Source organism: Micromonospora haikouensis, assembly GCF_900091595.1.
Lineage (GTDB): Bacteria > Actinomycetota > Actinomycetes > Mycobacteriales > Micromonosporaceae > Micromonospora > Micromonospora haikouensis.
The window spans coordinates 1-14,554 of the sequence record NZ_FMCW01000016.1 but is presented as its reverse complement, the minus strand read 5'-3'; the positions used below and the strand labels follow the sequence as shown (position 1 = coordinate 14,554).

The window sequence follows — 14,554 nt, the reverse complement described above, 5'->3', positions numbered from 1 at the left end:
AGCGGCCCTGCCCCGCTCAGCCGGCCCGGGGCGGCGCGGTGCTGCCGCGTACGACGAGAGCGGTGTTGAGCTCGTACCGCTCCTGGGCCGGGGCGTGGCCGTCGGCCATGGACAGCGCGAGTCGGGCGGCGGTGGCCCCGATCTCGCCGAAGGGCTGCCGCACCGTGGTCAGCGGCGGCGCCAGCCAGGCCGCCTGGTCGATGTCGTCGAAGCCCACGACGCTGAGGTCGTCGGGGATCCGCAGGTCAGCCTCGCGCGCCGCCGCGTAGACGCCCAGCGCCTGCAGGTCGTTGCCGCACACGACGGCGGTGGGCGGCGCGGGCCGCGACAGCAGCTCGGCCGCGAGTTCCCGGCCGCTGTCGAAGGTGAGCACGCCGCGTCGTTCGAGACCGTCGTCGAACGGGATCCCGGCGTAGTCCAGCGCGGCACGGAAGCCGTCCAGCCGGGCCCGGGCGGACAGGTCCTTGACCGGGCCGGTGAGCACTCCGATCCGGCGGTGGCCCAGGTCGAGCAGGTGCCGGGTGCCGGCGAGGGCACCGCTCCAGTTGTTGGCCCCGACGGCGGGCGTGGGGAACAGGTCACCGATCGGGTCGACGGCGACCAGCGGCACGCCGCTGGCGGCGAACTGCGCGCTGTGCTCGGCGGTGACCTGGGAGAGGACCGTGATGACGGCGGTCGGCTGTCGCCGCAGCATCGGCTCCACCCAGGACTGGCCCACCAGGACCCGGCGGTGGACGTCGGTGAAGCCGACCGTGCAGTCCCGCGCGCCGGCGACCTGCTGGACCCCCCGCAGGATCTCCATCGCGATCGAGGGCAGCATCTGGTGGAAGACCACCTCGACGCAGGGGGTGACCCCGGCGGCCTGCCGCCGGCGGTAGCCGTGGTCGCGCAGCAGCGCCTCCACCCGTCGCCGGGTCTGTTCGCCGACGCCGCCGCGGCCGTTGAGCACCTTGGACACCGTGGGCGGGGACACCCCGGCGAGCTCGGCGATCGTGGCGATGGGCAGGTCACCGCGCCGGGGCTTGCGGGGATGCCGCCGCGGGCCGTCCTCGATCACGGGGCAGAGTCTACGGCGGCCGCCCGGCGCGGGACGGTGGCCGTGACCGCCGCGGCGAGCGCCGTCAGCCCGCCGGCCGGTAGTCGAACCAGTCGAAGGCGGCGCTGCCCTCGGTGACGTACATGCCGACGACCCGGCCGGTGAAGCCGGCGGCGACCTCCGTGGACAGGTAGCGCCCGTCGAGCTCGGCCAGCACGCGGGGGCCGTCGGGGGTCTCCACCTCGAAGGCCACCATGTCGCAGGCGGCGGCGCGTACGCCGAAGGGCGCGGCCCCGGCCGACAGGTCGGCGGCGCAGGTCACGGTCGGCGGGCGGAGGTCATGGGTCCGGGTGGCGATCGTGAGGACGAGCGGCCCGCCGGGCACGGCGAGCTCGGCGAAGACCTGCCGGAACGGGCCGACCCGGCCGACAACCCGCACGCAGCCGGCGGAGACCTCCAGGTCGTAGTGGTGCGCCTCGTCGATGCGGATGGTGAGCCCGGCGGTGCCGCCGCCCGGGTCCAGGCGCGCGCTGGCGCGGCAGTCGTGGTGCCGCTGCCGGGTGGCCACGATCGTCGCGCCGGCGCGGTCCAGCGTCGTCCCCGTGGCGTTCAGGGTGAGCCAGCCGGGCCGCGCGGTCAGCGACCAGGCGGCGTCGGGCCGGGAGCGCGGCGAGACCCAGCCGGGGGCGAGGACGGCCGTGTCGAAGTCGTCGCGGTGCGCGCCCGCCTCGGCCGGGGCGGCGAGCGCCGGGGCGCTGCCGGCCGGGGCCGCCGTGACCTCCTCGACGGGGTCGACGACGGGCCACCCGTCGACCCAGCGGACGGGCACCAGGAAGGTCTCGCGGCCCAGGACGTGGTAGGGCGGCCACTGGCCCTTGGCCCGGATGCCAAGCAGGACCATCCACCAGCCGCCGTCGGGGCTCTGGACCAGGTCGGCGTGCCCGGTGGCCTGCACCGGCAGGTTGCTGCCCCGGTGGGTGAGGATCGGGTTGGTCGGTGCGGGCACGAAGGGGCCCCGGGGCTGCGCGACCGGGCGACCGAGACGGCGTGGCCGGTGTGCGTGCCGCCCTCGGAGAGCAGCAGGTACCACCAGCCGTCGATGCGGTAGAGGTGCGGGGCCTCGGGGTACTGGCCGCCGGTGCCCGACCAGAGGGGGATCGGGCCCTCCAGCACCCGGCCGGTGTCCGGGTCGATCCGGTAGGACTTCACCCCCGAGGTGGTCAGCCAGCAGTTCCCCTCGTCGTCCCAGGCCAGCGAGGGGTCGACGTGCGGCAGGTCGATCTGGACCGGATCGGACCACGGCCCGGCGGGGTCCTGCGCGGTGACGATCAGGTGCCGGCCCAGGCTCACGTTGGTGGTGACCACCCAGAACCGGCCGTCGTGGTGGCGGATGGTCGGGGCGTAGACGCCCTGGGAGGCCGGGGTGTCCGCGGGGAGGTGGAGTTGGCTCGGGCGGTCGAGCACGTTGCCGATCTGCCGCCAGTTGACCAGGTCCCGGCTGTGCAGCAGCGGCACCCCAGGGAAGTATTCGAAGCTGGAGCAGACCAGGTAGTAGTCGTCGCCGACGCGGCAGACGCTCGGGTCGGGATAGAAACCGGCGACGACCGGGTTGCGGTAGTGCGGGTCGGCGGACACTGACACCACCCTCCGAGAAATGTTCGCGGTAACATTTCGGACCCTGGATGCTACGAGAAACCCCGGCCGGGCTCAAGCATCCGCAACCCGCCCCACAGCCTCCTATTGAGCGGCCGGGTGACGCCTGCGGCCGACCGGCGTCTTCACCAGCGGGAAACTTTCGCGAAACCTAAACGTCATATCTTGACGGCGGGCACATGCATCCACGAGAGTCCATGTGGGCAAAGCTGGTGCGCCGTCGGGAGCTCGGACGCCGGCAGACATCGACGCATGCCGATGTCAGGAACGCGGACGCGGCTCTTCTTAGCGCTAACAGCGTCGTTCGACGCGCTGCCCTCATCGCCGCGCCGGCACGGGCGACCGGTCGGCGACTCGACGTTCCACCGGGTCAGCGCCAGTTCACGCGCCAGCGACCGGGCAGGCACGCCAGCCTCCACGGCACGCCCTGACCGTGGGCAGGTCAGCCTGCCGAGAACCGCTCCCGGCCAGATCGGCCACGTCCGGGCTGACCAACGACGGCTTGCCGTCGACACCACCACCCCACGGCATGAAGGAGACATCTGATGTCCACCTGTAGATCGCGGTTCGCATCCATCGCGGTCGCGATGCTGCTGACCCTCGGCACGGCCGGCACGCTGGTCGGCGGCGGCCTCGGCGGCACCGCCCGGGCCGCGGAGGTCGGCGCGGCAGCGGCGACGGCCGGCTGCGGCAAGGCGCCGACGCTGGCCAGCGGCACGCACACGATCCAGAGCAACGGCAAGAACCGCACGTTCATCCTGCGGGTTCCCGACGGCTACGACGCCAACCGGCCGTACCGGCTGGTCTTCGGGTTCCACTGGTACGGCGGCACCGCGGTCGACGTCGCCACGGGCCAGACGGTGCAGCGGGACGTGTGGGCCTACTACGGCCTGCTGCGCCTGGCGGAGAACAGCACCATCTTCGTGGCCCCCCAGGGCATCAACAACGGCTGGGCCAACTCCGGCGGCGAGGACATCACGTTCGTCGACGACATGCTCCGGCGCATCGAGGGCGGCCTGTGCGTCGACACGACGCAGCGGTTCTCCGTCGGCTTCAGCTACGGCGGATCCATGAGCTACGCGCTGGCCTGCGCCCGGCCGGACGTCTTCCGGGCGGTCGCCGTCCAGTCCGCCCCCGGCACGCTCAGCGGATGCAGCGGCGGCACCCAGCCGTTCGCGTACCTCGGGGTGCACGGCATCAGCGACAACATCGCCGGTGGGCGATCGCTGCGCGACCGCTTCGTGCGCAACAACGGGTGCACGGCGGCGAGCCCGCCGGAGCCGAGGGCGGGCAGCCTCACGCACACCGTCTTCAGCTACTCCGGCTGCCGGTCCGGCTACCCGGTGGTGTGGGCGGCGTTCGACGGCGGCCACATCGCCGCGCCGCAGGACGGCGCCGGCGGCGACAGCGGCTCGCGGACCTGGGTCCCGGGCGAGGTGTGGCGGTTCTTCACGCAGTTCGCCGGCACCCCGCCCACCACGCCGCCGACGACGCCGCCCACGACCCCGCCGACCAGCCCGGCGCCGGGCGGCTGCGCCGCCACCTACCAGACCACGGGCCAGTGGTCCGGCGGCTTCCAGGGCGAGGTCAAGGTGACTGCGGGCGGCACCGCCATCAGCGGATGGCGGGTGAGCTGGACGCTCGCCGGCGGACAGACCATCACCCAGGTCTGGGGCGGTCGCAACGCGCCCGCCGGCAGCACCCAGAACGTCTCCAACGAGACCTGGAACGGCAGCCTGGCCGCCGGCACGTCCACGACGTTCGGCTTCCTCGCCAGCGGCTCGCCGAACACGCCGTCCCTGACCTGCACCAGCCTCTGAGCCGCGTGAACTGGAGAGATCATGTCTGAAGTGACACGAAGAAACGTGCTCAAGGCCGGGGCGGCGGGGGCCGGGGCCGCGCTGGTGCCGGCGGCGTGGAACGCCGTCGCCCGCGCCGACTCGGCGGCGCCCCCGCAGGCGCTGGCCGCCGGTGACATGGCCCTGTGGTACGACGAGGGGGCCGGCACCGACTGGCTGCGCGCGCTGCCCATCGGCAACGGACGCCTCGGCGCGATGGTCTTCGGCAACGTCGACACCGAGCGGCTGCAACTCAACGAGGACACCGTCTGGGCCGGCGGCCCGTACGACTCCGCCAACACCCGGGGCGCGGCCAACCTGGCCGAGATCCGCCGGCGCGTCTTCGCCGACCAGTGGTCCTCGGCGCAGGACCTCATCAACCAGACGATGATGGGTACGCCGGGCGGCCAGCTCGCCTACCAGACCGTGGGCAACCTCCGGCTCGCCTTCGGCTCGGCCAGCGGCGTGTCGCAGTACAACCGCACCCTCGACCTCACCACGGCCACCGTCACCACCACGTACGTGCTGGGCGGTGTCCGCTACCAGCGTGAGGTGTTCGCCAGCGCCCCCGACCAGGTGATCGTGCTGCGGCTGACCGCCGACAAGGCGAACTCGATCACGTTCACCGCCACCTTCGACAGTCCGCAACGGACGACCATGTCGAGCCCGGACGCCAGCACGATCGCCGTCGACGGCATCTCCGGCAACATGGAGGGCCTCAACGGGTCGGTGCGGTTCCTCGGCCTGGCCCACGCGATCGCGACCGGCGGCACGGTCAGCAGCTCCGGCGGCTCCCTGCGGGTCACCGGGGCCACGAGCGTGACCGTGCTGATCTCGATCGGGTCCAGTTACGTCAACTACCGCACCGTCAACGGCGACTACCAGGGCATCGCGCGCAACCGGCTCAACGCGGCCAAGGGCGTGTCCATCGACCAGCTGCGCAGCCGCCACGTCGCCGACTACCAGGCGCTGTTCAACCGGGTGACGATCAACCTGGGGCGCACGGCCGCCGCCGACCAGCCCACCGACGTACGGATCGCCCAGCACGCGAGCACCAACGACCCGCAGTTCGCCGCGCTGCTGTTCCAGTTCGGCCGCTACCTGCTGATCTCCTCCTCGCGGCCGGGCACCCAGCCGGCGAACCTGCAGGGCATCTGGAACGACTCCCTGGCCCCGTCCTGGGACTCGAAGTACACCATCAACGCCAACCTGCCGATGAACTACTGGCCGGCGGACACGACGAACCTGTCCGAGTGCTTCCTGCCGGTCTTCGACATGATCAAGGACCTGACGGTGACCGGCGCGCGCGTCGCCCAGGCCCAGTACGGCGCCGGCGGCTGGGTCACCCACCACAACACGGACGCGTGGCGGGGCGCGTCGGTCGTCGACGGGGCCCTGTGGGGCATGTGGCAGACCGGCGGCGCGTGGCTGGCCACGCTCATCTGGGAGCACTACCTGTTCACCGGCGACGTCGGTTTCCTCCAGACCAACTACCCGGCCCTGAAGGGCGCCGCGCAGTTCTTCCTCGACACCCTGGTCGCCCATCCGACGCTCGGCTACCTGGTCACGAACCCGTCGAACTCGCCGGAGCTCGCCCACCACGCGAACGTCAGCGTCTGCGCGGGTCCCACGATGGACAACCAGATCCTGCGCGACCTGTTCGACGCCGCGGCCAAGGCCAGCGAGGCGCTCGGCGTCGACACCACCTTCCGGTCCCAGGTGCGTACCGCCAAGGACCGGCTGCCCCCGAGCCGGGTCGGCTCGCGCGGCAGCGTCCAGGAGTGGCTCGCCGACTGGGTCGAGCCCGAGCGGACCCACCGGCACGTCTCCCACCTGTACGGCCTGCACCCCAGCAACCAGATCACCAAGCGCGGCACCCCGGCCCTGCACGAGGCCGCGCGCAAGACGCTGGAGCTGCGCGGCGACGACGGCACCGGCTGGTCCCTCGCCTGGAAGATCAATTTCTGGGCCCGGCTGGAGGACGCCGCCCGCGCCCACAAGCTCTTCAAGGACCTGGTGCGCACCGACCGGCTCGCGCCGAACATGTTCGACCTGCACCCGCCGTTCCAGATCGACGGCAACTTCGGGGCCACCTCCGGCATCGCCGAGATGCTGCTGCAGAGCCACGCCGGGGAGCTGCACGTGCTGCCCGCGCTGCCGACGGCCTGGCCCACCGGGCAGGTCGCGGGCCTGCGCGGCCGGGGCGGCTACACCGTCGGCGTGGCCTGGACCAACAGCCAGATCGACGAGATCGTCATCCGCGCCGACCGCGACGGCACGCTGAAGCTGCGCGCCCGGCTGCTCACCGGCAGCTTCACCCTCGTCGACGTCACCGACGGCAGCACGCCGGCCGTCACCCGACCGGAGACGGACGTCGTCGCGCTCACCGTCCGCGCCGGCCACACCTACCGGGCGGCGCGGCCCGGCGTCACGCCGTCACCGACCCTGACCCCCAGCCCCACGCCCACCGGGTCGCCGACGCCGACGCCGACCCCGCCGCCGACCAGTTCGCCGCCGTCGTCCGGCGCGCGGGCGACGTACGCGGTGACGGGGTCCTGGTCGGGCGGCTTCCAGGGCGAGGTCACCGTCACCGCCGGCGCGACCGCGATCCGGGGCTGGACGGTCTCCTGGACGTTCCCCAACGGCCAGGTGATCAGCCAGATCTGGGGCGGCTCGCACACCCAGAGCGGGTCGAACGTGACGGTGCGCAACGTCGACTACAACGGGGCGCTGGCCGCCGGCGCCTCCACCACGTTCGGCTTCATCGCCACGACGACCGGGACCAACAACCCGCCGACGAACCTCACCTGCACCACCACCTGACCGGCGCGGGGCGCGCCGTCGCGCCGGGCAGCCTTGGGCGCCGCCCGGGCGGGGGCGCGCCCCGTCCCGCCCACCCTCAGAGCGGCTGGAGACTGGCCTTGAGCAGGCAGAACTCGTTGCCCTCGGGATCGGCGAGGACGTGCCAGGACTCCTCGCCGGTCTGGCCGATGTCGGCCCGGCGCGCCCCGAGCGCGAGCAGCCGTTCGAGCTCGGCGTCCTGGTCGCGGTCGGTGGCGTTGACGTCGATGTGCAGCCGGGGCTTCGCCCGCTCCGGCTCGTCGGTGGGGGCGAGGATGATCGTCGGCTGCGGGCCGCCGAACCCCTCGCGCGGCCCGATCTCGATGCTGCCGTCGCCGTCGCGGTCGAGCACCACGTAGTCCAGCACCTCGCACCAGAACCGCGCCAGCACCTCGGGGTCGCGGCAACTGAGCACGAGCTCGCTGATCCGACAGGCCATCGACGCCACCTAACAGTGAGGGGAACAAGCATCGCGCTCCCGACGGCGGGAACACGCCGGAGACCGTACCGGGCGGGGCGGGCGGGCGCGACGGGGTTTCAGCCCCCGCCGGGCCCGGCGGTGAGGACCACGTGCAGGTTGCGGGGCCCGTGGACGCCCTCGACCCGGTCGAGTTCGATGTCGCTGGTGGCCGACGGACCGCTGATCCAGGTCAGGGGGCGGCACGGGTCGAGGCGGGCGAGGGCGTCCGGCACGGTGGCGACGACCTGGTCGGCCCGCAGCACGCACACGTGCACGTCGGGCAGCAGGGTGACGACCCGGCGGCCCTGGTCCGGGCCCCCGTCGAGCACGATGGTGCCGGTCTCGGCGACGGCCACGGCCGCCGCGGTGACCACGCCGTCGACCGCGGCGATCCGCGCGGCGTCGAGGCCGTCGTCGGTCACGGCGGTGACGCCGGGCGGCAGCCAGTGCGGGGGCAGCCCGGGCGGCACCACGACCCGCCGGCCGCCGAGCACCTCGCCGACGACCCGGGCGACGTCGGCGTCCGCGCACCGGTGCACGGTCGCCCGGTAGTCGGTGAGCCGGTCCACGAGCACGTCCAGGTCGGCGGCCACGGCGCCAGCGGGCCGGTAGTCCCGGTGCACCTCGGCCGGCGGGGGTGCGGGTGCGGCCAGCGCGGCCCGCAGGCGGCCGAGGATCAGGTCGCGGGCGGTCACCGGTCGGCCCACCACTGGCGGAAGGTCTGCGGCGGCGGCTCCGGCAGGTCGCGGCTGGCCGTCCAGCCCGACAGCGGCGGGGGCAGGCCACGCCCGCGCGGGCCGGCGAGCCGGCTCAGCTTCGCGCCGCGCTGCGCGGCCGCGTACAGCGCGGGATGGTCCATCGTGTACGCGGCGGCGGCCATCGCCACCGCCTCGCCCCTGGGGTGCGGCGCTTGGCCGCGCAGGTGGACGAGGATGGACGGGATGTCGATCATCACCGGGCAGGCGTCGTAGCAGGCGCCGCAGAGCGACGACGCGTACGGCAGGGAGGCGTTGTCGGCGACGCCGGTGAGCTGCGGGGAGAGCACCGCGCCGATGGGTCCCGGGTAGACCGACCCGTAGGCGTGGCCGCCGGTGCGCTCGTAGACGGGGCAGACGTTGAGGCAGGCCGAGCAGCGGATGCAGTGCAGCGCTTCCCGGCCGACCGGGTCGGCGAGCACGGCGCTGCGGCCGTTGTCGAGCAGCACCAGGTGGAACGCCTGCGGGCCGTCGCCGGGGGTGACGCCGGTCCACATCGAGGTGTACGGGTTCATCCGCTCCCCCGTCGACGCCCGGGGCAGCAGTTGCAGGAAGACCTCCAGGTCACGCCAGGTGGGCACGACCTTCTCGATGCCCATGACGGTGATCAGGGTCTCCGGCAGGGTGAGGCACATCCGCCCGTTGCCCTCGGACTCGACGACGGCGAGGGTGCCGGTCTCGGCGACGGCGAAGTTCGCCCCGGACACGGCGACCCGGGTGCTCAGGAACGTCTCGCGCAGGTGCCGGCGCGCGGCGGCGGCCAGGGCCGCCGGCTCGTCGGTGAGCGCCGGGTCCACCCCGGGCATGGTGCGCAGGAAGATCTCCCGGATCTCGGCCCGGTTGCGGTGGATCGCCGGCACCAGGATGTGGCTGGGCCGGTCGTCGCCGAGCTGCACGATCAGCTCGGCGAGGTCGGTCTCGACCGGCTCGATGCCGGCGTCCATCAAGGCCTCGTTGAGGCCGATCTCCTGGGTGGCCATCGACTTGACCTTCATCACCCGGTCGGCGCCGGCCCCCCGGACCAGGTCGGTGACGATCCGGTTGGCCTCGACCGCGTCGGCGGCCCAGTGCACCGTCCCGCCGGCCCGACCGACCGCCGCCTCCAGCTGCTCCAGCAGCTCGGGCAGGCGGGCCATGGTGTCCGTCTTGATCGCCCGGGCGGCGGCCCGCAGCTGCGGCCAGTCGGGCACCTCGCCGATCACGGCGGCCGACTTGGCGCGGATGGTGCTGGTGGCGTGGCCCACGTTGCGGCGCAGCTGGGCGTCACCCAACGCCCGCCGGGCGGCCACCGGGAACGGCTCGTCGCCGCGCAGGTGCCCGACGCCGGGCGGGGCGGTGGCCGGCATGCCGAGGAAGGTCTCGGTCATCGCGCACCTCCGGTGGCCGGCGTCGCGACCGCCCCGCCTGCCGGGTTCGCCTCGGTGCTGGCCAGGATCTCGGCCAGGTGCACGGTGCGCACGCCGGCGCGCAGCCGGGACAGCCCGCCGCCGATGTGCATCAGGCAGGAGGCGTCGCCGGCGGTGCACACGTCGGCCCGGGTGGCCAGCACGTGGCGCATCTTGTCGGCGAGCATCGCCGTCGAGGTGTCGGCGTTCTTCACCGCGAAGGTGCCGCCGAAGCCGCAGCACTGCTCCGCCTGCGGCAGCTCCACCAGCTCCAGCCCGCGTACGGCGCGCAGCAGGCGCAGCGGCCGGTCGCCCACCCGCAGCATCCGCAGCGAGTGGCACGTCGGGTGGTACGTCACCCGGTGCGGGTAGTAGGCCCCGACGTCGGTGACCCCGGCCACGTCGACGAGGAACTCGGACAGCTCGTACGTGCGGGCGGCGACCTCCTCGGCCCGGCCGGCGAGCCGCTCGTCGCCCGCCCGCCGGGCCACCGTGGCGTGCTGGTGCCGCACCGAGCCCACGCACGACCCGGAGGGCGCCACCACCACGTCGTACGGGGCGAAGACCCGCACGTGCCGGCGGACCAGCCGCAGCGCGTCGTCGGGGTAGCCGGTGTTGACGTGCATCTGCCCGCAGCACGTCTGGTCCTGCGGAAAGACGACCTCGTGGCCGAGCCGTTCCAGCAGCCGCACCGTCGCCGCCGCCGCCTGCGGGAACAGGGTGTCGGCCAGGCAGGTCACGAACAGCGCGACGCGCATTCTCCACCACCCATCCGCTCCTGCGCGGCCCGCCAGGCCGCCTGGTCGCCCCGCGGCTCGTACCGGACGAGGTGTTGGGTCTCGCGCAGCAGGCCCCGCAGCGCGGCCAGGTCGCCGCCGACCACGCCGGCGGCCCTGGCCTGCACCAGGATGTTACCCAACGCGGTGGCCTCGACCGGCCCCGCGACCACCGGCAACCCGCAGGCGTCGGCGGTGAGCTGGCACAGCAGCGCGTTGCGGGCGCCCCCACCGACCACGTGCACGACGTCGACGGACCGGCCGGACAGCTCCTGGGCCTGGTGCACGGCCCGCCGGTGGGCCAGCGCCAGGCTGTCCACGATGCAGCGGACCGTGGCGGCCGGGCCGTCCGGCACCGGCTCGCCGGCCCGCCGGCAGGCGTCGGCGATCCGCGCCGGCATGTCGCCGGGCGGCAGGAACACCGGGTCGTCGGGGTCCACCACGGACCGGAACTCCGGTTCCCCGGCGGCCTGGCGCAGCAGGGCGGGCAGGTCGACGTCGCCCCAGCGCCGCAGCGACTCCTGCAGCAGCCACAGGCCCATCACGTTGCGCAGGTAGCGGATCGTGCCGTCGACGCCCGCCTCGTTGGTGAAGTTGGCCCGCCGGCTCGCCTCGGTGAGCACCGGGGCGTCGAGTTCCACGCCGACCAGCGACCAGGTGCCGCAGGAGACGTACGCGAACCGCTCGCCGGCCGCCGGCACGCCGACGACGGCGGACGCGGTGTCGTGCGAGCCGACGGCCACCACCTCGGGGGTGCCGGGCAGCCCCAGGTCGGGCCGGACCGGGCCGATCCGGGTGCCCGGCGGGTGCAGGGGCGGCAGCAGGCCGGCGGGTACCCCCGCCTCGGCCATCAGGTCGGCGGCCCAGGCCCGGCGGCGCAGGTCGTACAGCTGGGTGGTCGAGGCGTTGGTGACCTCCGCGCCGACGCGGCCGGTGAGCCAGTAGGTGATCAGGTCCGGGATCAGCAGGAGCCGGTCGGCGGCGGCCAGTTGCGGCGTGCCGGCCGCCGCGACCACCTGGTACAGGGTGTTGAACGGCAGCCGCTGCAACCCGGTGGTGGCGTACAGCCGCTCCTGGCCCAGGTGCTCCTCGACCCGCTCGGCGACCCCGTCGGTGCGGGCGTCGCGGTAGTGCACGGGGTTGCCCAGCAGCGCCCCGGTGGCGTCGAGCAGCCCGTAGTCCACGGCCCAGGAGTCGACGCCGACGCTCGTCACCGGGCCGGCGGCGCGCAGCCCCGCGACCACCTCGTGCCACAGGCGGAGGATGTCCCAGTGCAGGGTGCCGCCGACGCGGACGGGCACGTTCGGGAACCGGTGCGCCTCGGTGAGCGCCACCCGCCCCGGGCCGACGCGGCCGACCATGACCCGGCCGCTGGACGCGCCGAGGTCGACCGCGGCGACGTCGACGACGGCGCTCACCGGAGGAAGGCCGCCGCGACGCCGGCGTCGACCGGGACGTGCAGGCCCGTCGTGTGGGACAGCTCGCCGCCGGTGAGCACGAAGACGGCGTTGGCGACGTGCTCGGGCAGCACCTCCCGCTTGAGCAGGGTGCGCTGGGCGTAGTACTCGCCCAGCCGCTCCTCGGGCACCCCGTAGACGGCGGCCCGCTTCGCGCCCCAGCCGCCGGCGAAGATGCCGGAGCCGCGCACGACCCCGTCGGGGTTGATGCCGTTGACCCGGATGCCGTGGCCGCCGAGTTCGGCGGCGAGCAGCCGGACCTGGTGCGCCTGGTCGGCCTTGGCCGCGCCGTAGGCGACGTTGTTGGGGCCGGCGAACAGGGAGTTCTTGCTGGAGATGTAGACGATGTCGCCGCCCATGCCCTGGTCGACGAGCACCCGGGCGGCCTCGCGCGAGACCAGGAAGGAGCCCTTGGCCATCACGTCGTGCTGGATGTCCCAGTCCGCCTCGGTGGTGTCCAGCAACGACTTCGACAGCGACAGCCCGGCGTTGTTGACCACGAGGTCCAGGCCGCCGTAGGCGAGCACCGCCGCAGCGACCGCGTCGGCCACGGCCCCGGCGTCGGTGACGTCGACCGGCACGGCCACCGCGACGTCGGTGCCGCCCAGCTCACGGGCCACGGTCTCGGCGGCGGCGATGTCGCGGTCGGCGACGACCACGCAGGCGCCCTCGGCGGCGAGGCGGTGGGCGATCGCCCGGCCGATGCCGGAGCCGGCCCCGGTGACCAGCGCGATCCGGGTGGCGAGGGGCTTCGGCTTCGGCATCCGGGCGAGCTTGGCCTCCTCCAGGGCCCAGTACTCGATGCGGAACTTCTCCGCCTCGTCGATCGGGGCGTACGTCGACACGGACTCGGCGCCGCGCATGACGTTGACGGCATTGACGTAGAACTCGCCGGCGACCCGGGCGGTCTGCTTGTTGGGGCCGTAGCTGAACATGCCGACGCCGGGGACGAGGACGATCGCCGGGTCGGCCCCGCGCATCGGCGGGCTATCCGGGCCCGCGTGCCGCTCGTAGTAGGCGCGGTAGTCGTCGCGGTAGGCCGCGTGCAGCTCCCTCAGCCGGGCGGTGGTCTCCGGAAGCGACGCCGACGGCGGCAGGTCGAGCACCATCGGGCGGACCTTGGTGCGCAGGAAGTGGTCGGGGCAGGAGGTGCCCAGCGCCGCGAGGGCGGGGTGCCGCTCGCGGGCGACGAAGTCGAGCACCACGTCGCTGTCGGTGAAGTGGCCGACCTGCGGGCGGTCGGTGGACGCCAGGCCGCGCAGGACCGGCGCGAGCGCGGCGGCGCGGGCCCGCCGCTGCGCGGGGGGCAGCGGCTCGTGCCCGGCGATCACCGGGCCGAACGGCTCGGGTCGGCCGTGCCGGTCGAGGTACGCCTGCGCCGTGCGGATGATCTCCAGCGAGTGGCGTTCGCACTCCTCGCTGGTGGCCCCCCAGGCGGTGATACCGTGCCCGCCGAGGACGACCCCGATCGCCTGCGGGTTGGCCCTGGCCACGGCGGCGATGTCGAGGCCGAGCTGGAACCCGGGCCGCCGCCACGGCACCCACAGCACCCGGTCGCCGAAGATCTCCTCGGTGAGCGCCGGCCCGTCGGCGGCGGTGGCGAGGGCGATGCCGGCGTCGGGGTGCAGGTGGTCGACGTGCGCGGCGTCGACCAGCCCGTGCATGGCCGTGTCGATCGACGGGGCCGCCCCGCCCCGCCCGTGCAGGCAGTAGTCGAACGCGGCGACCATCTCGTCCTCCCGGTCGACGCCGGGGTAGACGTCGGCCAGGGCGCGCAGCCGGTCGAGCCGCAGCACCGCCAGCCCGGCCTCGGTCAGGGTGCCGAGGTCACCGCCGGAGCCCTTGACCCACAGCAGCTCGACGGGCCCGCCGGTCACCGGGTCGGTCGCCTCGCCCTTGGCCGAGGTGTTGCCACCGGCGTAGTTGGTCGTGGTCGGGTCGGCACCGAGCCGGTTACTGCGGGCCACCAGTGCCTGAACCTCGGAGTGCATTCCTCGTGTCCCCTGTCTGTGTTTCTCGGCCGGCGCTCAGGCGTCCCAGCCGGCCTGCCGGCCGCCGACGCGTTCGGCGCGGATCTTCTCGAAGTAGCCGGAGCGGGCGTACGCGCCCATCGGGTCGGGGTCCAGGCCCGCGTCGGCGCGCAGTTCGGCGAGCAGGGGCCGCACGTCGGTGTGGTAGGCGTCCATCAGCACCGCGTTCGCCGCGAGCACGTCACCGGCGTCCTGAGCGGCCCGCAGCGCAGCCCGGTCGACCAGCAGCGCCTTCGCGGTGGCCTCCTGCACGTTCATCACCGACCGGATGACCGCCGGGATCTTCGGCTCGATGTTGTGACACTGATCGAGCATGAACGCGA

General features: G+C 74.0%; 10 protein-coding genes and 2 pseudogenes. 2 read left to right on the top strand and 10 right to left on the bottom strand.

The features are described 5' to 3' along the window. Positions 1 to 16: 16 nt before the first annotated feature. The 3 genes and pseudogenes from GA0070558_RS17515 to GA0070558_RS34445 form a co-directional block, all read right to left on the bottom strand. Entirely contained in the window at positions 17 to 1,057 is a 1,041-nt protein-coding gene (locus GA0070558_RS17515) for a LacI family DNA-binding transcriptional regulator (protein ID WP_091281259.1), read from the bottom strand. A 64-nt stretch (positions 1,058 to 1,121) separates the two neighbouring features. After that, positions 1,122 to 2,042 (bottom strand): glycoside hydrolase family 43 protein, encoded by a 921-nt coding sequence (locus tag GA0070558_RS34450; RefSeq protein WP_256092002.1) that lies wholly within the window; start codon positions 2,040 to 2,042, stop codon positions 1,122 to 1,124. Between the two features lie 83 nt (positions 2,043 to 2,125). Then, a pseudogene (locus tag GA0070558_RS34445) lies at positions 2,126 to 2,671 on the bottom strand (family 43 glycosylhydrolase); the annotation flags it as partial. A 563-nt stretch (positions 2,672 to 3,234) separates the two neighbouring features. Here GA0070558_RS34445 and GA0070558_RS17505 point away from each other — a divergent pair. Continuing rightward, the gene (locus GA0070558_RS17505; protein ID WP_176734251.1) at positions 3,235 to 4,509 is read left to right on the top strand and encodes a CE1 family esterase; all 1,275 of its coding nucleotides are present in this window, start codon (positions 3,235 to 3,237) and stop codon (positions 4,507 to 4,509) included. Positions 4,510 to 4,530: 21 nt separating this feature from the next. Continuing rightward, entirely contained in the window at positions 4,531 to 7,350 is a 2,820-nt protein-coding gene (locus tag GA0070558_RS17500) for a glycosyl hydrolase family 95 catalytic domain-containing protein (protein WP_091281255.1), read from the top strand. Positions 7,351 to 7,426: 76 nt separating this feature from the next. Here GA0070558_RS17500 and GA0070558_RS17495 read toward each other — a convergent pair whose 3' ends face one another. The 7 genes and pseudogenes from GA0070558_RS17495 to GA0070558_RS17465 form a co-directional block, all read right to left on the bottom strand. Continuing rightward, positions 7,427 to 7,807: a VOC family protein gene (locus tag GA0070558_RS17495; RefSeq protein ID WP_091281563.1), complete on the bottom strand. Its 381-nt coding sequence runs from the start codon at positions 7,805 to 7,807 to the stop codon at positions 7,427 to 7,429. Between the two features lie 98 nt (positions 7,808 to 7,905). Then, positions 7,906 to 8,523, bottom strand: coding sequence for a LutC/YkgG family protein (locus tag GA0070558_RS17490; protein WP_176734250.1), 618 nt, complete (start codon positions 8,521 to 8,523; stop codon positions 7,906 to 7,908). Continuing rightward, a complete protein-coding gene (locus GA0070558_RS17485) occupies positions 8,520 to 9,950 on the bottom strand; it encodes a lactate utilization protein B (RefSeq protein WP_091281249.1) in 1,431 nt (476 codons plus the stop codon). The genes GA0070558_RS17490 and GA0070558_RS17485 overlap by 4 nt, the downstream gene beginning before the upstream one ends. Further along, complete coding sequence (locus GA0070558_RS17480) at positions 9,947 to 10,726, bottom strand: (Fe-S)-binding protein (protein WP_091281245.1); 780 nt, start codon at positions 10,724 to 10,726, stop codon at positions 9,947 to 9,949. The genes GA0070558_RS17485 and GA0070558_RS17480 overlap by 4 nt, the downstream gene beginning before the upstream one ends. Continuing rightward, positions 10,705 to 12,162 carry a rhamnulokinase gene (locus GA0070558_RS17475; protein ID WP_091281242.1) on the bottom strand — a complete coding sequence of 486 codons (1,458 nt, stop codon included), beginning with the start codon at positions 12,160 to 12,162 and terminating at the stop codon, positions 10,705 to 10,707. The genes GA0070558_RS17480 and GA0070558_RS17475 overlap by 22 nt, the downstream gene beginning before the upstream one ends. Beyond that, positions 12,159 to 14,168, bottom strand: a complete 2,010-nt coding sequence (locus tag GA0070558_RS17470) for a bifunctional aldolase/short-chain dehydrogenase (RefSeq protein ID WP_256091990.1) — start codon at positions 14,166 to 14,168, stop codon at positions 12,159 to 12,161. Before GA0070558_RS17470 ends, GA0070558_RS17475 begins: the two co-directional genes overlap by 4 nt. A gap of 60 nt (positions 14,169 to 14,228) precedes the next feature. Next, positions 14,229 to 14,554: pseudogene (locus GA0070558_RS17465) on the bottom strand (L-rhamnose isomerase); the annotation flags it as partial.